We start from the raw sequence: 20,110 nt of genomic DNA, 5'->3' as shown, positions 1-20,110 counted from the left end.
CCCGTACGGCGCGTCGCCGCTGAAACCGATCAGGAGCGGAATAGAGTCCCGCCCTGAGACGGGCGGCGGTACGCGCTGGAAGGCGGGGGAACGGCACATGATGGGCAAGACGCACGCCCTGAGCGGCGCGCTGGCATGGCTGGCGGCCGTCCCGGTGATCGCGCAGGAGCGGCTGCTGGGCGACCACGCGGTCTCGCTGTCGGTGGAGCAGATCGCCGCCGGCGCCGTGGTGTGCGCGGGCGCGGCCATCCTGCCCGACATCGACCACCACAACGGACGCATCGCCAACACCTTCGGCCCGATCACCGGCCACATGTGCAAGTGGATCGGCAAGCTGTCGGGCGGGCACCGGCAGGCGACCCACTCGATCCTGTTCGCGGTCGGCATCGGCTGGGCGATGGACGCCCTCGCCACCCACTACGTGTACGCCTGGTGGGCCTGCCTCTTCATGATCGTCGGGCTGGGGCTGCGCGGCGTCGGCCTCGACTTCGAGGGCAAGGAGCCGCAGTCGGCGCTCGCGGACTGCGCGCTCGCGCTCATCGCGGTCTGGCTGATGCACAACCTCGACATGAGCTTCGTCGGGTTCGCGGTCACGCTCGGGTGCCTGGCGCACGTCGCCGGCGACTGCCTGACACCGCGGGGCTGCCCGGTGTTCTGGCCGCTGCCCTGGCGGATCGACGTCCCCGTCATCCCGAGGACGGACGGCAAGGTCGAGCGCTGGGTGGTGATGCCGTTCCTGTCCCTCGGCATCGCGATCCTCGCCGTCCGCTCGGTCCTCGGCGACACCACCACCGCCTGGCTGACCCGGGGCTGATCAGCCGAGCAGATCGGAGAACCGGTCGCACCGGACGAGCCCCCATCCGTAGTCGTCCGCGTCCGGGGCGTCCCACAGCCTGATGGCCCGCACGCCCGGCACGGCCTCCGCGGTGCACGCGATCTGGGCCAGCGCCACCCGGGACCAGCCGGTCCGCCGGCGCGGGACCTCCGGCCGCAGATCGATGACCAGCACGCCGGGCGAGCCGACCGGCCCGCCGGCCCTCCTGTCCACCCACGCGGTCAGCGGGCGGCGGACCTCGGTACGCAGCCCGGCGGCGCGCTCCGCCGCGGTCGGCGGCACGGCCAGCTGCTCGATGGACAGGTACGGGTGGCCAGGCAACCCGGGCCGCGTGACGGGCCGCAGACCGCCGCCGTGCACCAGGTACACGGTCACGGTGTCGGCGTTCCCCTCGGCGTGCGGCAGGTCGCCCCCGCTGATGACGCCGGTGGGCCGGACGCCGCAGCCGGCCGCGGCGAGGGCGGCCGCCAGGGCGGCCGCCACCGGGCGCGCCCCTCTCATGACGGTTCACCGCCGTCCCCGCGCGGCAGCCACAGGGTGAACACGGCTCCGCCCTCCTGCCGGTTGGCCGCCTCCAGGGTCCCCCGGTGCAGCCTGGCGTTCTCCCTGGCGATCGACAGGCCGAGACCGCTCCCCTCGCTGCGCGAGCGCGCCGCCTCCGCCTTGACGAACCGGTCGAAGACCACGGGCACCAGGTCGGCGGCCAGGCCGGGGCCGCGGTCGGCGACCACGACCTCCACGCCCGCGACGCCGTCGCGGTCCGCGGGCCCGAAGCGCAGCGAGACCGGCGGCCGCCCGTGGCCGAGCGCGTTGCCGGCCAGGTTGGCGATGACGACGTCGAACCGCCGCGGGTCCAGCCGGGCGGTCAGGTCCGCGGGCCCCTCGGCCGCCACCTCGTCCCGCCAGCCGCGCGCCTCCAGGGTGCCCGCGACCGCCTCCGCCACGTTCACGTCGTCCAGGACGAGCGCGGCGGCGCCGGCGTCGAACCGGCTGATCTCGATGAGGTGCTCGACGAGCCGCCCGAGCCGCCGGGTCTCGGCCGCGACGAGCCGCGCCGCGGCGCCGTCCCCGCCCGCCGCCTCCCCGGCCAGCACATCGGTCGCGGCGATCATCGAGGTCAGCGGGGTGCGCAGCTCGTGGGACACGTCGGCGACGAACCGGCGGGACGCGGCCTCCATCGCGCGCAGGTCCGTCACCGTCCGCTCCAGAGCCTCCGCCGTCCGGTTGAAGGTGCGGGCGAGGTCGGCGAGCTCGTCGCGGCCCCGCACGCCCACCCGGGTCTCCAGGTCGCCCTCGCCGAGGGCGCGCGCGGCGGCGCCGAGCCGGCGCACCGGGCGCAGCACGCCGCGGGTGGCCAGCAGCGCGAGCCCGAGCGCCAGCACCAGGGCGGCGGCGTCCGCGACCATCAGCGTGCGGGTGAACAGCCGCAGGTCGGCCGCCTCCCGGCGCAGGCTCGCGGAGACGAACACCATCGGCGGCGTCGTCCGCCACGGCTCGTCCACGGTCGTCTGGTAGCCGGTGACGCGGGCGCCGACGAGCAGGAAGGGGCGGCTGCCCAGCGGACGGCCGCGCCGGACGATGCGCTGGAACACCATCCCCCGCATCGCGCGCCGGGCGAACTCGCGGGTGACGGGGACGTCCAGGCTGCCCGGCGGCGGGACGGCGACGCCGCCGTCCAGCCGCACCGGCACCGCCACCGCCCGGCGCCCCGGCACCGAGCCGAGGGTGCGCGCCAGCTCGGCGCCGACGAGCGCCGTCACGTCGGGCGGCAGCCGGGACGGGATCTGCCGGGTGAGGGCGTCGCGGACGTCGGTCAGCACCGCGTCCTGCGCGCGCTGCAGCATCACGCGGCGCAGCAGCACGTACGAGATGCCGGACGCCAGCACCGACGCCAGCAGCGCGACCGCGGTGAACGCCGCGGCGAGCCGGATCCGCAGCCCGGTGAACCAGCGGCGCCGCATCACGTCGCCGCGAAGCGGTAGCCGAATCCCCGGACGGTCTCGATCAGCCGCGGCTCGGCCGGCTCGTCCTCGATCTTGGCGCGGACGCGCTGGACGCAGGCGTCGACGAGCCGGGAGTCGCCCGGGTAGGTGTGCTCCCACACCTCGGCGAGCAGGTGCCGGCGGGTGAGGGCCTGGCCGGGACGCCGGGTCAGCTCAAGCAGCAGCCGCAGCTCGGTCGGGGTGAGGCGCAGGTCTGCGCCGCCCTTGGTGACCTTCAGCGAGGCCCGGTCGATCACGAGGTCGCCGTACACGGACCGGTCGAGGCGGGTCCGGTCGGCGCGGCGCAGGACCGCGCGGATCCGGGCGTCCAGGACGCGGGGCTCGACGGGCTTGACGACGTAGTCGTCGGCGCCCGCCTCCAGGCCGAGCACGACGTCGAGGTCGTCGCCGCGCGCGGTCAGCAGGATCACCGGCAGCGGGTCCTCCCGGCGGATGCGGCGGCACACCTCGATCCCGTCGATGCCGGGCAGCATCACGTCCAGGAGCGCGATCTCGGGGCGCCGCGCCCGCAGCGCCTCCAGCCCGTCCTCGCCGGTGGCGCGGGACGTCACGCCGTGCCCCTGGCGGGTCAGCGCCAGCTCCAGGGCCGCCCTGGCCGACGGATCGTCCTCGATGAACAGGATGCTCGCCACCCGGACATTATCGGCGGTTCACGATCATCTGGCGGGTTGTGTCACGAGATCTGGACATCACCGGCACAAGATCATGACGACGTGCCGGGACGGTGGGCCACATGGTGCTCACGAGCGTTCCGCCCCCTCGGCACGTCCCGCCCGCTCCCCCGCACGCCGCCCGGCGGGGTCACCGCGCGCTGCCCTGGCTGCTGGCGGCGGGCGTGCTCGCGCAGGCGGCCGTCCGGGCCTGGCTCGCCTGGGCGCGGACGGGCCCGGCCGCGAACCCGGACGAGACCGGCTATCTGATCGCCGCCCGGTCGCTGGCCGGCGGAGCGGGCGGCGACCTGTCGGGGCACACCTTCTACCAGGCCGGATATCCGCTCCTCCTGGCACCGGCCTACTGGCTGTCGCACGAGCCGGCGACGGTCTACACGATCGTCATGGTGATCAACGCGTTCCTCGGCGCGGCGCTGTTCCCGCTCGGCTACGCGGCGGCGCGCCGGTTCGGGCTCGAGCGCCGGCCCGCGCTGCCGCTCGCGTTCGCGGCGGCGCTGCTGCCCGCCACCACGTTCTTCGGCGCGTTCGCGCTCGCGGACGCCGTGCTGCCGGCGGTCGCGCTGGCCTGGCTCCTCGCGCTCGACCGCTTCGTCCGAGATGGTCGGGGCCTCGACGCGGCCCTCGCGAGCATGCTCACGTCCTACCTGGCGACCGTGCACACTCGCGGTACAGTCCTGCTCGTCGTGCACGCGTGCGTCCTGATGGTCATGGCGCTGCGCGGGCGGTTCCGGGCGGCGCTCGCCGGTGGCGGTGTCGCGCTCGCCGGATACGCGGCGGGGGCGGCGCTGAACGCGCACGTCCGCGGCGAGCTGTATCCGGGAGGCACGCGGAGTCTCGCAAGGATCCTGGAGTCGCGGCTGATCACGGTTCCCGGTCAGGAATGGGCGCTGTCGGGGGCCGCAGGGCAGCTCTGGTACCTGGTCGTCTCCACCTGGGGCCTCGCCGGGGCGGGGCTGGTGGTCGCCGCGGCGACGCTGGTGCGGCGGCGCGCACCGGCGGCCGACCGGATCATGGCGGGCGCCCTGCTCGCGGCGACCTGCGGGGTCGCCTACGCCTCGTCGGCGGCGCTGCCGGACGAGCACCGGGTGGGCAACTTCGCCTACGGCCGGTACCTGTCCTGCCTCGCGCTGGTCTACGCCCTCGCCGGAGCGGCCGCGCTCTCGCGCGCGGGCGCCAGGACGGCGGTCCGGCCGGCGGCGGCGTCCGCGCTCCTGGCGGTGGTCACCGGGCTCTGGGTCGCCGCCTACGCGGGCGGGCGGCTCCGCACGCATTCGTTCATCGCGTTCGACTTCCCGGAGGCCACGTTCCTCGCGGGTGACCGCGGCGCGCTGCACCTGCGCGAGACGACGCTCGCCGCATGCGCCCTGCTCTGCGGGCTGGTCGCGTCGTCCAGGCTCGGCAGGCGGTACGCCGTGCCGGTGACGGCCGCCGCACTGGCCGCCGTCAACGCCGCCGCGCTGGCCTTCGCGATGGGGGTCCCGGCGCGGCGCGTCCACCCGGAGCCGCCGTTCCCCGGCCCGGAGGCGGGCGGCGTCGTCGCGGACAGGTCGCTGCACTGGGCGGTCAGGACCGCGCTCCTCCATCCGGTGTGGTGGACGCGCGTCGGCACCGTCGACATCCGGGACGGGCGTCCGCCCGCGCCGGGCGTGTGCACGGTGCTGGTGCCCCTGCCGGACGGGACGCCGCCCGCGCGGTCGTGGCCCGCGCACCCGGCGGGCTGGCGGCCGCACGCGGCGCGCTCATGGTCGATCGGCTGGGTGAGCTGGCACGCGCCCTCCTGCGGGGACGCGGATCAGTAGCGCGTCACCAGGGCGATGCGGTCGTGGTCGATCAGGAAGCCGTCCGAGACGAAGGTGACCTCGCCGCCGTACTCCAGCGTCGTCTCGATCACGTCGTCCACGGCGTCGTCGACCACGTCCGCGCCCTTGAGGACGCCGGGCATGCCCTCCACCGGGACGAGCTCGCCCTCGGTCCGCACGGCGGGCGCGTAGTAGCCGCGCTCGACGACCAGGTGCTCGCCGCGTCCCTCCTCGGCCAGGCGCGCCACCTCGCGGAGCCCGCCCGCGTAGCGCTGGATGCTGCGCGCGGCCTCCAGCTCCGACAGCACGCCGACCTCGCGGAGGTCCTCGTAGGCGGCGAGCGCCGGGCGGGCCGCCTCGGCGAGCACGCTCGGCGGGGCGCCCTCGAAGCCGCCCTCGACACGGCCGGCCACGGTGACGTGCGGTCCGGCGATCTCGTCGAAGAGCGCCTGGTGGCGGGTCACGCCGGCGACGATCAGCGGGCGGCGGTCGCGTGCGAGGACCCGCTCGACGGCGGCCACCGCGTCCCGCACCGCCTGGCGGCGGCGCTCGCCGTCACCGCCCTGGGCGGGGCGGCGCGCCAGCCGCCCGGCGCTCGCCTCGTCGATCGGCGCGGGCGCGAGCGGGAACCCGCCGCGGGTGTGCTCGGTCAGGTCCCCGCCGAGGCCGTCCCACAGCCGCGTCCGGTGGTCCGACAGGGACAGCAGCCAGTAGCGCGGCCTGCGGGTGAAGTCGGCGACGAGGTCGCGGGTCGCGAACCCGGTGTCGACGACCACCCGCTCGTCGACGGGCTGGCCGATCGTGAACGCGTGGTGCTCGCCGTTCGGGGCGGCGAACAGCACCAGCCCGTCGGAGCCGTGCCGCGGGTCGACCTCCTCCGCCGCGCGCTCCAGCCCGCGCAGCACGTGGTCGGCGGCGTCGGGCACTACCCGGGGATCGTCCCGCAGCCGGTGCCGCACCTCCGCGAGCAGGTTGCGCAGGCGGATCCGGTCCTCGCGGTTCTCCCTGGCGGACCGGTGCGTCGGCATCAGCACCGACACCGCCGGATAGGGCCTCGGCTTGCGCAGCTCGGACAGGGTGACGGCGTCCATGATCCCCCGATCGTCGGACCTGTTCGCTTATGTCTCTTTTCTAGCTACCCGCAGGTAAACCGGGCGTAAGCGCTACCCGAAGGCGCGTTCGATCACCGGGCCGAGGACGTCCATGAAAGGGGAATGGACCGTGACGTAGGAGAACCCGAACCGCTCGCGCCGCTCCCGGATCTGCTCGGCGATCTGCGCCTCGGTCCCGAGGAGGACGAACGGGGTGTCCAGGATCTCCTCCACCGGCATCTCCGGCATCCGCTCCGCGTGGATCCGCTCCGCCTCGGCGCGCCGGTCGGGAGTGACCTGGACGTGCTGGACGAGCACGTTCCACTCGACGGCGTCCGCCCGCCCGCCCGCGTGCTCGCGGACGAACCGGACCCGCTCCTCGGCCTCGGCGGCGGTGCCCAGCCGGAACGTCCCCGGCGGACGCCCCTTCACCTGGTAGGCCCCGGCGATCCCGACGATGTCGGCATGGCGGGCGGCGGCCCGCAGGACGGTGTCGCCGGTCCCGCCGACGAGCAGCGGCGGGCCCGAGCCGCCGAACCCGGCCCGCTGGACGGGCGCCAGCTCGGCCAGCCCGAAGTGCTCGGCGATCGGCCGGTGCGCCTCGTAGCCGTCGCCGCCGAACAGCCCGCCCAGCTCCGCGATCAGCTCGGTCATCCGCTCCGCGCGGGCGCCGAACGGCTCCCAGGGGAGGCCGGCCGCGTCGAACTCCCACTTCATGTGCCCGGCGCCGAGGCCGAGCTCCACCCGTCCGCCGGTGAGCCGGTCGGCGGTGGCGACCTCGCGGGCGAGCAGGTGCGCGTTCCAGAACCCGGCGTTCAGCACCAGCGTGCCGACGCGCAGCCGTTCGGTCGCGTCCGCGGCGGCGACCATCGTCGGGAACGGCGCCGGAGCGCCGAGGTGATCGGGCACGAGCGCGGTGGCGTAGCCGTAGCGCTCGGCCCGGCGGCACCGCTCGGCGAAGTCGCCGTGCGAGGCGATGTCGAAGACGTTGAACCCGAACCGGAAGTCCCTCATGGGCTCACCCTGCCAAATCAGCCGGGGGTGATGAAGCCCGTCTCGTAGGCGAAGATCACCGCCTGGGTGCGGTCGCGGGCCTGCAGCTTGGCGAGGATGTTGCCGACGTGGGTCTTCACCGTCTGCGGGCTGACGAACAGCTCCCGGGCGATCTCGGCGTTCGAGCGGCCCTTGGCCATCAGCCGCAGCACGTCCCCCTCCCGCTCGGTCAGCCGGTCGTGCCAGCGCGCGCCGCCGCCCTCGGCGCCGGGCGTCCCGTGCCGCGCCGCCAGCTCCCGGATCGCCGCCGGGAACAGCAGGCTGTCGCCGTGCGCGACCATCCGGATCGCCTGCAGGATCTCCTCCGGCCGCGTCCGCTTGAGCAGGAAGCCGTTCGCGCCCGCCTTCAGCGCGTCGTAGACGTACTCGTCGTTCTCGAACGTGGTGACGACGATGATCCGCGGCGGCTCCGGCACGGTGTCCAGGATGTGGCGGGTCGCCTGGATGCCGTCGAGCCGCGGCATCCGCACGTCCATCAGGATCACGTCCGGGCGCAGCCGCTTCACCTCGCCCGGCACCTCCGACCCGTCGGAGGCCTCGCCGACGACGGCCAGGTCGTCCTCGGCGTCGATGATGGCGGCGAGGCCCGCCCGGATCAGCCGCTCGTCGTCGACCAGCAGAACCTTGATCGTCATGTTCCGGACCTTAGCGGCAGCGAGACGCGGAATCGCCAGCGGCCGCCCTCGGCGCCGGCGGTCATCTCCCCGCGCAGCACGGTGACGCGCTCGCGGACGCCGCCGAGGCCGCGCCCGCCGCCGTGGTCGGCGCCGTCGCCGCGATGGGAGCCCAGCGGATTGCTCATCTCCACCTCCAGCCGTTCCCCGTCGGTGCCGAGCCGCAGCCGCACCGGGACCTTCCCGGCGTGCCGCAGCGCGTTGGTCAGGCCCTCCTGGACGATCCGGTACGCCTCCCGCGACACCGCCGCCGGGACGTGCTCCACCTCCGGGTCCACCTCCGCGTCCAGTGTCACCCCGGCGATCCGCGTCTGCTCCAGCAGCCGGTCGAGATCCTTCAGCGTGGCCTGCGGCGCCGGGCGGGACGGGTCGTCGCGCAGCAGCCCGAGCACGTGGTCGAGGTCCTCCAGCGCGGCGCGGGCCGACTCCTCGATCGCGCCGAGGGCCTCACGGGCGAACGCGGGGTCGCTGTCGAGCACCCGCCCGGCCGCCCCGGCCTGCAGCGTCACCACGCTGAGCGCGTGCCCGACCGAGTCGTGCAGCTCCCTGGCCAGCCGGTTGCGCTCGGCGAGCTTGACCGCCTCGGTCTCCATCGCGGCGATCCGCTCGGCGGCCGACGGCCCGAGGAACCAGGGCGCCGCCCGGGACAGCAGCGCCCCCGCCACGACGATCAGCGCGAGCAGCACCGCCATGGACGCCGTCCCGATCAGCGGCGCGGGCCACTGGTGCCAGGTGCCCTCCCAGCCCCAGGAGTCCAGGAACCGGGTGTCCCAGGCCACCGCCGGCGCCAGGATCATCACGACCGCGAACGGCGGCACCGCCAGGCTCAGCCCGCTGACGACCACGCCGGTGACCAGGTGCAGCGTGAACCACGCGGCGGCCCGGATCCGGCTCTCCCACGAGGCGGCCGACCCCGGCACGAGCGCCGCCGCGGGGCCCTTGAGCAGCTCCTTGGCGAGGGAGCTCTCCAGGAGCCGCACGGTCGGCACGAGGCCCGTGACGAACGTCGCCGCCGTCGGCAGGACGACCAGGATCAGCACGATGATGACGACGGGGTCGCGGACCCGCAGCACCGGCGCCAGGCTCATCGCGAGGAACCAGTACGGCATCAGCAGCGCGCCGCCCACGACGAGGTGGGACCAGCGCCGCCAGGTCGTCCGCTCGATCAGCGGCCGGAGGACACGGAGCACACACCGATCCTGGCAGACCGGGCGGGCCGGCCCCTCCCCCGCGGGAGGGAGCCGTGTCAGGTCTTGGGCTGCCTGCGGGGCTTGGCCCGCTCTCCGGCCGCCTCCCGGTCGCGCTCGGCGAGCTTGGCCAGGCGGGCGTTGTAGGCGGCCAGCTCGTCGTCCTCGCCGCCCCCGCCGCCCTTCGCGGCCCGGTCGGCCTTGCGGTCCAGGCGCCGGGCCTGCCGCTGGTCGTCCAGATACCACTGGATCGCCAGGACGATCAGGACGATGAACGTCGGCACCTCGCCGAACCCCCACGCGATCGCGCCGCCGGTGTGCTGGTCGTGCAGGGTCGTCGTGCCCCACGGCGGGTCGACGGAGGCGTACCAGCCGCGGGCGAGCGCCTGGCTCATGTTCATCAGCGCGATGCCGAAGAACGCGTGGAACGGCATCGTCACGAACAGCAGCAGGAGCCGCCCGGGGTAGGGCAGCTTCCTCGGCGCCGGGTCGACGCCGAGCAGCACCCAGAAGAACAGGGATCCGGAGGCCAGGAAGTGCACCATCATGGCGATGTGCCCGAGGTGGTTGCGCATCGCGGCCTCGAACAGCGGCGTGAAGTACAGCGCGAAGGTGCTCGCCACGAAGATGACGGTCGCGACCGCGGGGTGCGCGATGACCTTGAGGTACCTGCTCTTCAGCATCGTGGTCAGCCACTCGCGAGGGCCGCGGTCGCCGCGGATCCGGGCGGGCTTGAGCGCCCGCAGCGCCAGCGTGACCGGCGCGCCGACGACCAGGAAGATCGGTGTCAGCATGTTCAGCACCATGTGCTGCGCCATGTGCACGCTGAACAGGATCGGCGCGTACTTGGCGACGCCGGTCTGGGTGACGGCCACGATGGTCAGGAGCCCGAGGAACCAGGAGACGGTGCGGGCGGTGGACCAGGAGTCGCCGCGCTTGCGCAGCCGGACCACCGCGGCCAGGTACAGGCCGCCGAGGACGACGACGAGGACCGCGAAGAACAGGTCGAACTGCCACAGCGTCAGCAGCCGCGCCGGAGTGACCTCCGGGGGCATGTCGTAGCCGAGCTGCGCCTTGACCGCCGACTCCGGCTCGGCCGGCGGGGGCGGCGCGGTGCGCGCCAGGGCGACCGCGAGGCCCATGGTGGCGGCCATCACGGCCGTCTCGACCGTGGCGAACCGGCCGAACGACCACGGCCGGCCGGCGGCGAGGGCGGGCAGCGTCCGGCTCCGGTGCCACCAGCCGAACCAGCCGAGCGCCCCGAACGCGATGATCTTGCCGAGCGCGAGCCGCCCGTAGTTCGTCTCGACCAGCTCCGCCGGGTCGGGCAGCCGGGCGACGACGTTCACCAGGCCGCTGACGCCGACGGTGATGTAGCACCACAGGGCCATGCGGCTGAACCGGCCGGCCATGAGCGGCAGCCGGTCGCGGCGCAGCAGGGCGTGGACGCAGACGACGGCGAGCCCGCCGACCCACGGCGCGACCGCGGCCACGTGCAGGGCGACGCCGGTCGTCGCGACGGAGTGGTTGGCGGCCGAGGCCGAGTGCCCGGTCAGCGGCGCGGGCAGCAGCGCGATCCCGGCCATGGCGAGCAGGCCGAACGCGGCGGCGGGCGTGGTGGTGGTGCGGGCCAGCAGCGCCACGACCACGGCGAGCAGCACGACGATCATGAGGGCGGTGCCCTGCGGCAGCGAGCCGACGTAGCTGCTCAGCTCGCTGCCGGTGAGGACGCTCCCGGCCGGCTGGCCGAGGACGTCCGCGACGGTGAAGACCAGGGTGGCCGCGGCGGCGGCGGCCCATCCCGCGGCGAACCAGGACGCGGCGTTGAGGTATCCGACGGCGTCCTTCGACAGCCGCGGGGCGCCGCGCCCGCCCTCGACCGGCAGGAACGCGGCGGCGGCGAGCAGGGCGCCGACGGCCAGCGCGGACAGCAGGTCCATCGCCGTCCGGGAGGCGGGCAGCCCCCACCGGGTGAGGGCGCCCGCGTCGCCGAGGCCGGGAACGACCTTCTCGGTGACCGAGCCGCCGAGCACGAGCCCGGCCACCAGGGCGGTGGCGGACGCGGCCAGCGCGGCCCCGCCGCCCGCCCAGACGGCCCGGCTGCTCCTACTCACTTCCGGTCGTCACCTGCTGCTTCTCGCTCTCGGCCGGCGCCGGCGGCTGCTTGCGCCTGGCGCGGAACACGATGGCGACGCCGATGCCGACGCCCACGAGGAGCCCGGCGCCGATCAGGACCCACAGCACCATGCCGGAGCCGGAGTCCTCCTTCTTCTCCGCGGCCTGCTCCTGGTCGATCTTGAGCGGCTGCTCGTCGGCGGTGGCGGCGTCGCCCGTCTGCTGCTCCGCGCCGACCCCGCCCGCGGCGGGCGCCCCGGACGCCGCGGCACCGTCCCCGCCCACGCTGAACGTCAGGTCGTTCTTCTCGATCGGGTGGCCGTCCTCGCCGACGACCCGGTAGGCCACCGTGTAGGACCCGGCGGGCAGCGGGCCCGACAGCTTCTGCGTGACCGTCGTGCCGGAGCGCTCGGCGGCGCCCGCCTGGAACTCCTTCTTCGCGCCGTCGGTGACGACGACCTTCGCGAGGCGGATCTTGTCGCTGAAGACGAGCTTGACCTCGGACACGGAGGCCGCTCGCGCGCCCTTCTCGGGCGTGCTGCCGACCAGCTCCGAGTGGGCCAGCGCTGGCGGCGCCGTGAACGCGCCGAGGGCGAGCGCGAGGGCGGCGACGAGTCCGAGACGGCGCACGGGCCGCCGGGGCTTGAAGATGTTCATGGATGGCCGGGTTCTCTAGTGAGTCGAAGGGCTTCATCTACCCTACTGAGCCCGCCACCATGGCATGTTCCGGGTCGGACGATGGGGCGTTTCGGCAGAAAGGCCGCTAGCAGTCACAGCCGCAGCAGTCGCAGTCGCAGTCGCAGCAGCAGCCGTCGCAGTTGCAGCAGTCGCAACAGCAGTCGCAGCCGTCGCAGTTCCGGGTGCACCAGCACCGGTCGCCGCAGGACTCGCCGTGGTGGGCGCTCCACTCCGGCTGGAAGACCCCGCAGGTCACGCAGACGAGCGTCCCGGTGAAGCACGGGATCGGCCAGCCGGGACGCGGCGGCCTGGGTCCGTGCTTCGCCAGGCTCTCGGGGGCGAAGGCGCGCTCGACGGAGCGGCCCGTCTCGCGGTCCAGGAGGGCCCGGACGAGCCGCGGCCTCTCCATTTCCAGCTCGGCGAGCGCGAGCCGCAGGCCGTGCAGCGCGTCGTCGGCGTACCGGCGGGCCTCGGTGAGATCGGTGCCGGTCGCGAGGAGGGGGTTGTACGCGCCCGCCGCCTCGTCGTCCGCGAGGTCCTCGACCGCGTCGATGAGGTGCGCGAGGCGGCCGAAGAACCGGCCCGCCTCGGCGAGGGTCTCGGCGTTGCCCTCCTTGCCGGCGAGGACGGCGGTGTGCGCGAACACGGCCGCGACGGCCGTCTCGGTGGGCTCGGTCAGATCGAGCAGCCCGAGGCCGGGCGTGGACTCCAGGGCGGGCTGCCGCGCGACGGCGTCGCGCAGCACCGAGGGGTCGAAGCCGACGGCGGCGCCGGTGCGCTCGCCCGCGGCGTCCCACCGCCCGGCCGCCCGGCCCGCCGCGGCGGCGACGAGGCGGCGGGCGTAGGGGCCGTCGCCGTCCGCCACGTGGTCGCGGGTCTTGCCGGCCGCGAGGAGCAGGGACGCCGCGGCGGCGAGCCGCGCGCCCTGCGCCCTCGCGGTGACGACCTCGGCGGTCCGCATCCCGCGCAGCGCGCACGGCCCGGCCTTGCGGCGCGGCGACAGCTCCGGCGCCTGCGCCTCCACCAGGACCGACACCAGCAGCCCGTCGTAGTTGGTGACGAGCCGCGCGGCCTGGCCGTGCTCGGCGCGCAGGGTCAGGCACAGCCCGCACAGATGGGCCATCCAGTCCTTGAACAGGGACCCGCACAGGACATGCCGACATGGCCGTACTACACCGAACACGACTTCTCCCACATCTCAGGCGCCCGCAGCTTTATTCATGGACGCGGCGGAGCCCGCGACGGTTCGCCTAGACCCCCACGCAGGTGAGCGCGCGGCGGTAGGCGGCCATGCGGGGCTCCTCCGCGGTCCCCGCCTCGGCCAGCACCTCGGCCAGGTCGAACCACGCCTGCGCGGCCTCCCGCGAGGACTCCATCTCCTCCAGGCAGGTCGCGGCCCGGGTGAGCGCCTCGACGGCCCGGTCGCGGCGGCCGAGCCGCACCGACGCCTCGCCGAGCACCGTCAGCGCCCCGGCGGTCGCCCGGCGCGGGGCGTCCCCGAGCAGGTCGATGGCCTCCTCGGCGAGCGCCACCGCCTCGCCGGGGCGGCCGAGCGCGGTCTCGGCGCGGGCCAGCTCCGTCAGGCACCAGGCGACGTCGATCTCCCCCGACGAGCTGGCGCTGATCTCGCCGCGCACCCGGGTGAGCAGCTCGCGGGCGTGGGCGGCCTGGTCGGGCCGGGCCCGCAGCAGGAGCCCGGCGTAGATGACGCGGAGCCGGTTGAGGTTGCGCGGGTCCTCGCCGTCGCCCGCGAGCATCAGCGCGCGCTCGGCGAGCGCGACGCCATCCTCGTACTCGCCGCGGATCTCCGCGACGTAGGCGGCCTCCCAGTAGGCGACCATGCGGGCGCGGGGGCTGCCGATCCGCTCGGCCCGCTCGACGAGCTGGCCGGCGAGCTGGCGGGCCCGGACGAGGTCGCCGCGCTCGATGAACGCCGACAGCAGCGCCGCGCCGAGGTGCACGGCGGCGTCGGTGGAGTCGGCGCCGGTCGCGATGAGGTGCCGCAGCGCGCTCTCGGCGGCCTCCACGCCGGCGCTGATGTCGCCGCGCTCGCGCAGGCAGCGGCTCAGCGCGACGTGCACCTTCGCCCAGTGGTCGAGGTCGGCCTCGGCGGAGGCCTCCCGGGTCAGCGCCGTGAGCCCGGCGATGGCCTCCTCCAGCTCGCCGGCGGCCTCCAGCGCGAGGGCGTGCCCCCAGCGGGCCTGGTGCAGCATGTCCGGCAGCGCAACCGCGTCCGCGCTGGCGAGCACCTCGGCGAACCGGGCCCGCGCCTCGGCCGCGGCGCCGTTGCTGAGCGCGATCTCGGCGTAGTCGAGGGTGACGCGCAGCTCGTCGACGACGTCCTCGCTGACGCCGCTGACGAGATAGGTCGCCGAGCAGTTCAGCTTCGCCGCGAGCAGCTCCACCACGCTCGGGGCCGGCACCCGCTTGTCGCTCTCGATGAGCGAGATGTAGCTGTCGGACAGCTCGGGGAAGGCGAGCTGGGCCTGGCTCACGCCCTGCCGGATGCGCAGGGCGCGAATGCGCTGCCCCAGTGTCTCCCGATCCATCGTGTGACCACCGCCTACCAGGTGCTCGCCGGCCGCGTCGCGCGCAGGGCGAGGAAGAAGTCGACTCGATCCTCCAGTGTGCCGAGGTCCCGCCCGGTCAGGTCCTCGATTCGCCGGATTCGGTACCGAAGCGTGTTCACATGGACGTGCAGCCGTGTCGCGCTGCGGCTCCAGGAACCCGAGCAGGACAGGAAGACCTCCAGCGTGTGCACGAGGTCGGCCTGCCTGGTGCTGTCGTACTCCTCCAGCGGGCCGAGCATCCGGGCGCGGAAGGACGAGCGCGTCCGCTCCGGCACTGAGGCCAGCAGCCGCGCGTAGGAGTCCAGGCACGCCGCCTCGGAGGAGTCTCGCATTCGCACCAGGGCAGGCTATAGCGGACGCGCTCCCCCGTCACGCTGCGGAGACCGGGACTCACGTCGCGACACCGCCCGCGGAGCGGGACCGGTTCACCACCGCCGCGAACCGGGCAGCTACCCTGTGCTCGCCCTGATCACGCTGCGGAAATCGGAGCCCCCGTCATGTCCGATACGACTGCCGCCGACACCGCGGACCCGCCGCCGGCGGGCGGGCGCGGGCCGCTGGAGCGGCTGTTCGACCTCACCGGGCGCGGCACGACCGTGCCGCGCGAGCTGCGCGGCGGCGTGACCACGTTCTTCGCGATGGCCTACATCATCCTGCTGAACCCGATCATCCTCGGCGGGGCCAAGGACGTCACCGGGGCGGCGCTGTCGATCCCGCAGCTGACCACGATGACGGCGCTGTCCGCCGCGGTCGCCACGGTGATCATGGGGCTGGTCGGGAACGCGCCGCTCGCCCTCGCCGCCGGGCTCGGCATCAACGCGGTCGTGGCGTTCCAGGCCGCGCCGGTGATGACCTGGCCGCAGGCGATGGGCCTGGTGGTGATCGAGGGCGCGGTGATCGTGCTGCTGGCGCTCACCGGGGTCCGCGAGCGGATCATGAACTCGATCCCGCTGGCGCTCAAGCACGCGATCGCGGTCGGCATCGGCGCGTTCATCGCGCTGGTCGGCCTCTACGACGCGGGGTTCGTCACCTCCAGCGCGACGAGCCCGCCGCTGTCGCTCGGCACCGGCGGCCGGCTGGAGACGCTGCCGTCGCTGGTGTTCGCGCTCACCCTGCTGCTGATGATCGTGCTCTACGTGCGGCGGGTGCCCGGCGCGATCCTGATCAGCATCATCGCCGGGACGTCCGGGGCCGTGGCGATCCAGGAGAACGCGACCGTCAAGGAGGGCGGCTGGGGCGTGGTCACCCCGAACATGCCCGACAAGCTCTTCGCCGTCCCCGACTTCGGGCTGTTCGGGGAGATCGACCTGTTCGGCGGATTCGGCCGGGCCGGGGTCATCACCGCGCTCGTCGTGCTGTTCACGCTGGTCCTGTCCGGGTTCTTCGACGCGATGGGCACGATCCTCGGCATCAGCGACGAGGCGGGCCTGGTGAGCGAGAAGGGCGAGGTCCCGCGGCTCGGCCGGATCCTGTCGGTGGACGGCCTGTCCGCCGCGTTCGGCGGCGTCACCAGTTCCTCGGCCAACACGGTGTTCGTCGAGTCGGCGGCCGGCGTCGGCGAGGGGGCCAGGACCGGTCTGGCCAACCTCGCCACCGGCGCGCTGTTCGCGGTCACGCTGTTCCTCACCCCGCTCGCCGCGACCGTCCCCGCGCAGGCCGCCGCGCCGGCCCTGGTGGTGGTCGGCGCGCTGATGATGACGCAGGTCGCCAAGGTGGACTGGAACGACCTCGACCTGACGATCCCGGCGTTCCTCACCATCGTGCTGATGCCGTTCACCTTCTCGATCACGACCGGGATCGGCGGCGGCATGGTCGCCTACGCGCTGATCAAGCTCGCCCGGGGCCGGTGGCGCGAGGTCTCGGTCTGGCTGTGGCCGGTCGTGGCGCTGTTCCTGGTCTTCTTCGCGCTCCATCCCGTCGAGCAGTGGCTGAACGTGCGGTGACCGTCGCGTGACGCGACTTCCCCGCCCATTTGAAACTCTGGGACGCGGTTGCGGGTGTCAAATAGTGCCGTCATGGCGTAAGCAGAAGGTAGGGCCTTACCCCCCGGCGTGAAAGGCGTGGCTGTGGTGTCCCCGGACTCTCCCTCCCGCCCGTCGCCGCACGGTCACGTCCTGCTGGCACCTGACAGGTTCCCGGGAGGGCTGACCGCGGCGCGGGCCGCCCGGCATCTCGCCGCCGGGCTGCGGCGCGCGCGTCCCGGCGTCCCGCTGGTGGAGCTGCCCGTGGCCGACGGCGGCGACGGCACCGTCGAGGCCGCGGTGGCGGCCGGATGGCGGCGGGTCGAGGTGGAGGTGTGCGGGCCGACGGGGCGCCCGGTCACCGCGCGGCTCGCGGTGAACGGCCGCAGCGCGGTGGTCGAGCTGGCGGAGGCGTCCGGGCTGCGCCGGCTGCCGGGCGGCGAGCCGCGGCCGCTCGTGGCCTCCAGCATCGGGACGGGGCAGCTGGTCGCGCACGCCGTCCGGCTCGGCGCCCGCCGGATCGTCCTCGGCCTCGGCGGCGGCGCCTGCACCGACGGCGGCGCGGGCCTCGTCCAGGGGCTCGGCGGCCGGCTGCTGGACGCGCTCGGCAAGGACCTGCCGCCCGGCGGGGCGGCGCTGCGCTCGCTGCACGCGCTCGACCTGCGCGGCCTGCCCGACATGTCGGCCATCGAGGTGGTGGTGGCGGGCGACTCGGCGGGGCCGCTGCTCGGCCGCACCGGCGCCGCCGCGGTCGACGGGCCGCGCCGCGGCGCGACCCGCGACGAGGTGCGGCTGCTGGACGCGGGCCTGCGCCGCTGGGCCGACCTGGCGGAGGCGGCGGCCCGCAGGGCGGCCCGCGACCTGCCCGGCGCCGGGACCTCGGGCGGCGTCGCGTTCGCCGCGCTCACCTTCCTCGGCGCGACGATCGAGCCGGGCCCGTCCCTGATGCTGGACCTGCTCGGGTTCGCCGGGAAGGCGCGCGGCGCGCGGCTGGTGGTCACCGGCGAGGGCGTCCTGGACACTCGGTCGCTGCGCGGCAGCGCGCCGATCGGGGTGGCCCGCGCCGCCGCCCGCGCGGGCGCGCCCGTCGTCGCGGTGGCCGGCCGCCGCGGCCTCACCGGCGAGCAGCTGCGCAAGGCCCGCATCCATGCGGCGTACGCGCTGGCCGACATCGAACCGGACGAGGAGCGCCGCGTCCGCCGGGCCGGCCCGCTGCTGGAGCAGCTGACGGTGGCGATCGCCGACGAGTGGCTGCCGCCCGCGCGCCCGTGAATCGGAGCGCTCCAACGAATATTCGCCACTTTCGTGGCGACCGTGTGGTCAGCCCTTTACGATCGACGGGAGCGGCAGGTCATCGGGAACTCAACAGCGGCGCTAGGCGGGCACGGCATGGCGGAAGAGCAGTACGACTGGGCGTCCCTCGGGATCGACGTCACCAAGCCGAGCATCGCTCGGACCTACGACGTGGTGCTGCGGGGCAAGGACAACTTCGAGGTCGACCGCGCCTTCGTCGCCGAGATCGTCAAGATCATTCCGGAGATCTACGACGTGGCCACCTACAACCGGGAGATCCTCGGCCGCGGCGTGCGCTACCTGGCGGCCGAGGCCGGCCTGCGCCAGTACCTCGACCTCGGCTCCGGGCTGCCGACCGTGCAGAACACCCACCAGGTCGCGCAGAGCGTCTCGCCCGGCTCGCGGGTGGTGTACGTCGACAACGACCCGATCGTGCTCGCGCACGGGCGGGCGCTGCTGGCCGAGAACGCGAGCACCACGGTCGTCACCGCCGACATCCGCGAGCCGGAGAAGATCCTCGCCCACGAGGAGGTGCGCCGGCTGATCGACTTCGGCGAGCCCGTCGCGGTGATGCTCGTCGGCATCCTGCACCACCTGCACGACGACGAGGGGCCGCAGCAGATCGTGGAGACGCTGATGGAGGCCGTCCCGTCCGGCAGCCACCTGTTCGTCACGGCCTTCTGCCGGTCCAGCCAGGAGGCCGCGGACGCCGAGGTGCAGTACCAGGGCCTGCTCGGCACCGGCCGGTTCCGCACCCCCGAGGAGATCACCCGCTACTTCGACGGCCTGGAGCTCCTGGAGCCCGGCCTCGTCCCGCTGCCGCTGTGGCGGCCCGAGGAGAACGTCCCGGACGAGCTGACCGTCGGCCAGCGCCTCATGTACGGGGGCATCGCCCGCAAGCCCTGACGACCGCGGCCCGCCGCCGGGAGCGCTTTACACGGTGTCATCGGAACAGCCGATGCCCTGACACCCTGCACATGGCCGGAGGGTTCGTCCGCCCCGCACGCTGGAGGCACAGGTCCTGGTCAGCGTCACGGAGGAGCTTGCGGTGAAGATCGGCGTCCCGCGAGAGATCAAGAACCACGAGTACCGGGTGGCGATCACCCCGGCGGGGGCGCACGAGCTCACCCGGCACGGCCACGAGGTGTTCGTCGAGCGCGGCGCCGGGCTCGGCTCGGCGATCCCCGACGACGACTACGCCGCCGCGGGCGCCAAGATCCTGGACGGCGCGGACGGCGTCTGGGCCGAGGGCGAGCTGATCCTCAAGGTGAAGGAGCCGGTCGCGCCGGAGTACCACCGGATGCGCGACGGCCAGATCCTGTTCACCTACCTGCACCTCGCCGCGTCCCGGGCGTGCACCGACGCGCTCCTGGCGGCCGGCGTCACCGCGATCGCCTACGAGACCGTCCAGCTCGCCGACGGCTCGCTGCCGCTGCTCGCGCCGATGTCGGAGGTCGCCGGGCGCCTCGCCGCGCAGGTCGGCGCGTACAACCTGATGTCCTTCACCGGCGGGCGGGGCGTCCTGCCGGGCGGGGTGCCCGGCGTCGCGCCGGCGAAGGTCGTCGTCATCGGCGGCGGCGTGTCCGGTCTCAACGCCGCCCAGATCGCCGCCGGCATGGGCGCGGACGTGACCGTCCTCGACGTGGACGTCGACCGCCTCCGCCACATCGACGCCATCTACCAGGGCCGCCTGCGGACGCTGGTGTCCAGCGCGTACACGGTCGAGCAGGAGGTCCGCGCCGCCGACCTCGTCATCGGGGCCGTGCTGATCCCGGGCGCCCGCGCGCCCAAGCTGGTGTCCAACGACCTGGTCGCCCGCATGAAGGCGGGCTCGGTCCTGGTGGACATCGCGATCGACCAGGGCGGCTGCTTCGAGGACTCCCGCCCCACCACGCACGACGACCCCACCTACAAGGTGCACGGCTCGACGTTCTACTGCGTGGCCAACATGCCGGGCTCCGTCCCGAACACCTCCACCTACGCGCTGACCGGCGTCACGCTCCCGTACGCCGTCCAGATCGCCGACCGGGGCTGGCGCGCCGCCCTGCGCGCCGACGCCGCGCTCGCCCGCGGCCTCAACACCCACGCCGGCGCGCTCGTCTACGACCACGTCGCCGAGGCCCACGGCCTGCCCCACACCTCTCTCGCGTCGGTCCTGGACTGATCCGCCCCCCTAGAGT

Annotated in this window: 17 protein-coding genes and 1 pseudogene; 6 read left to right on the top strand and 12 right to left on the bottom strand. The window is 74.5% G+C overall.

Going from position 1 to position 20,110, the window contains the following annotated elements; translation table 11 throughout:
- Positions 1 to 97 precede the first annotated feature (97 nt).
- Positions 98 to 814 carry a metal-dependent hydrolase gene (locus BM339_RS02605; protein ID WP_024936100.1) on the top strand — a complete coding sequence of 239 codons (717 nt, stop codon included), beginning with the start codon at positions 98 to 100 and terminating at the stop codon, positions 812 to 814.
- Here BM339_RS02605 and BM339_RS02600 read toward each other — a convergent pair whose 3' ends face one another.
- From BM339_RS02600 to BM339_RS02590, 3 genes are read right to left on the bottom strand one after another with little or no spacing between them, the layout of a single operon-like run.
- Positions 815 to 1,336, bottom strand: coding sequence for a hypothetical protein (locus BM339_RS02600; protein WP_143118264.1), 522 nt, complete (start codon positions 1,334 to 1,336; stop codon positions 815 to 817).
- On the bottom strand, positions 1,333 to 2,796 hold the full coding sequence (locus tag BM339_RS02595; RefSeq protein WP_075019790.1) for a sensor histidine kinase: 1,464 nt from the start codon (positions 2,794 to 2,796) through the stop codon (positions 1,333 to 1,335). The genes BM339_RS02600 and BM339_RS02595 overlap by 4 nt, the downstream gene beginning before the upstream one ends.
- Positions 2,796 to 3,470 carry a response regulator gene (locus BM339_RS02590; RefSeq protein WP_021598230.1) on the bottom strand — a complete coding sequence of 225 codons (675 nt, stop codon included), beginning with the start codon at positions 3,468 to 3,470 and terminating at the stop codon, positions 2,796 to 2,798. The genes BM339_RS02595 and BM339_RS02590 overlap by 1 nt, the downstream gene beginning before the upstream one ends.
- A gap of 101 nt (positions 3,471 to 3,571) precedes the next feature.
- Between BM339_RS02590 and BM339_RS02585 the strand changes: the two genes are divergently transcribed.
- On the top strand, positions 3,572 to 5,308 hold the full coding sequence (locus BM339_RS02585) for a hypothetical protein (RefSeq protein WP_075019789.1): 1,737 nt from the start codon (positions 3,572 to 3,574) through the stop codon (positions 5,306 to 5,308).
- Here the strand turns inward: BM339_RS02585 and BM339_RS02580 are convergent.
- The 9 genes and pseudogenes from BM339_RS02580 to BM339_RS02540 form a co-directional block, all read right to left on the bottom strand.
- Entirely contained in the window at positions 5,302 to 6,399 is a 1,098-nt protein-coding gene (locus BM339_RS02580; RefSeq protein ID WP_024936098.1) for a baeRF3 domain-containing protein, read from the bottom strand. The two genes, BM339_RS02585 and BM339_RS02580, sit on opposite strands and share 7 nt — an antisense overlap.
- Positions 6,400 to 6,471: 72 nt before the next feature.
- On the bottom strand, positions 6,472 to 7,413 hold the full coding sequence (locus BM339_RS02575; protein WP_021599123.1) for a TIGR03621 family F420-dependent LLM class oxidoreductase: 942 nt from the start codon (positions 7,411 to 7,413) through the stop codon (positions 6,472 to 6,474).
- Positions 7,414 to 7,430: 17 nt separating this feature from the next.
- Positions 7,431 to 8,087, bottom strand: a complete 657-nt coding sequence (locus BM339_RS02570; protein ID WP_021599124.1) for a response regulator — start codon at positions 8,085 to 8,087, stop codon at positions 7,431 to 7,433.
- Positions 8,084 to 9,316, bottom strand: coding sequence for a sensor histidine kinase (locus tag BM339_RS02565; RefSeq protein WP_075019788.1), 1,233 nt, complete (start codon positions 9,314 to 9,316; stop codon positions 8,084 to 8,086). Before BM339_RS02565 ends, BM339_RS02570 begins: the two co-directional genes overlap by 4 nt.
- Positions 9,317 to 9,372: 56 nt before the next feature.
- Entirely contained in the window at positions 9,373 to 11,427 is a 2,055-nt protein-coding gene (locus tag BM339_RS02560; protein WP_075019787.1) for a bifunctional copper resistance protein CopD/cytochrome c oxidase assembly protein, read from the bottom strand.
- Positions 11,420 to 12,085, bottom strand: a complete 666-nt coding sequence (locus BM339_RS02555; RefSeq protein ID WP_021599127.1) for a copper resistance CopC family protein — start codon at positions 12,083 to 12,085, stop codon at positions 11,420 to 11,422. Before BM339_RS02555 ends, BM339_RS02560 begins: the two co-directional genes overlap by 8 nt.
- Before the next feature lie 106 nt (positions 12,086 to 12,191).
- Positions 12,192 to 13,289, bottom strand: a complete 1,098-nt coding sequence (locus BM339_RS02550; RefSeq protein ID WP_075019786.1) for a DUF5685 family protein — start codon at positions 13,287 to 13,289, stop codon at positions 12,192 to 12,194.
- Positions 13,290 to 13,356: 67 nt separating this feature from the next.
- A complete protein-coding gene (locus BM339_RS02545) occupies positions 13,357 to 14,655 on the bottom strand; it encodes a helix-turn-helix domain-containing protein (protein WP_024936096.1) in 1,299 nt (432 codons plus the stop codon).
- A 14-nt stretch (positions 14,656 to 14,669) separates the two neighbouring features.
- A pseudogene (locus BM339_RS02540) lies at positions 14,670 to 14,981 on the bottom strand (PucR family transcriptional regulator); the annotation flags it as partial.
- Positions 14,982 to 15,173: 192 nt separating this feature from the next.
- Here BM339_RS02540 and BM339_RS02535 point away from each other — a divergent pair.
- The 4 genes from BM339_RS02535 to ald all read left to right on the top strand — a co-directional run bounded on the left by BM339_RS02535 (position 15,174) and on the right by ald (position 20,094).
- A complete protein-coding gene (locus BM339_RS02535) occupies positions 15,174 to 16,619 on the top strand; it encodes an NCS2 family permease (protein WP_075019785.1) in 1,446 nt (481 codons plus the stop codon).
- Between the two features lie 126 nt (positions 16,620 to 16,745).
- On the top strand, positions 16,746 to 17,909 hold the full coding sequence (locus BM339_RS02530; RefSeq protein ID WP_075020128.1) for a glycerate kinase: 1,164 nt from the start codon (positions 16,746 to 16,748) through the stop codon (positions 17,907 to 17,909).
- Between the two features lie 117 nt (positions 17,910 to 18,026).
- The gene (locus tag BM339_RS02525; protein ID WP_075019784.1) at positions 18,027 to 18,836 is read left to right on the top strand and encodes an SAM-dependent methyltransferase; all 810 of its coding nucleotides are present in this window, start codon (positions 18,027 to 18,029) and stop codon (positions 18,834 to 18,836) included.
- A gap of 142 nt (positions 18,837 to 18,978) precedes the next feature.
- The gene (ald, locus tag BM339_RS02520) at positions 18,979 to 20,094 is read left to right on the top strand and encodes an alanine dehydrogenase (RefSeq protein WP_021598693.1); all 1,116 of its coding nucleotides are present in this window, start codon (positions 18,979 to 18,981) and stop codon (positions 20,092 to 20,094) included.
- Positions 20,095 to 20,110: the final 16 nt, after the last annotated feature.

The organism is Actinomadura madurae, assembly GCF_900115095.1.
GTDB classification, from domain to species: Bacteria; Actinomycetota; Actinomycetes; order Streptosporangiales; family Streptosporangiaceae; genus Spirillospora; species Spirillospora madurae.
This window is presented reverse-complemented; position numbering and strand designations above follow the sequence as displayed.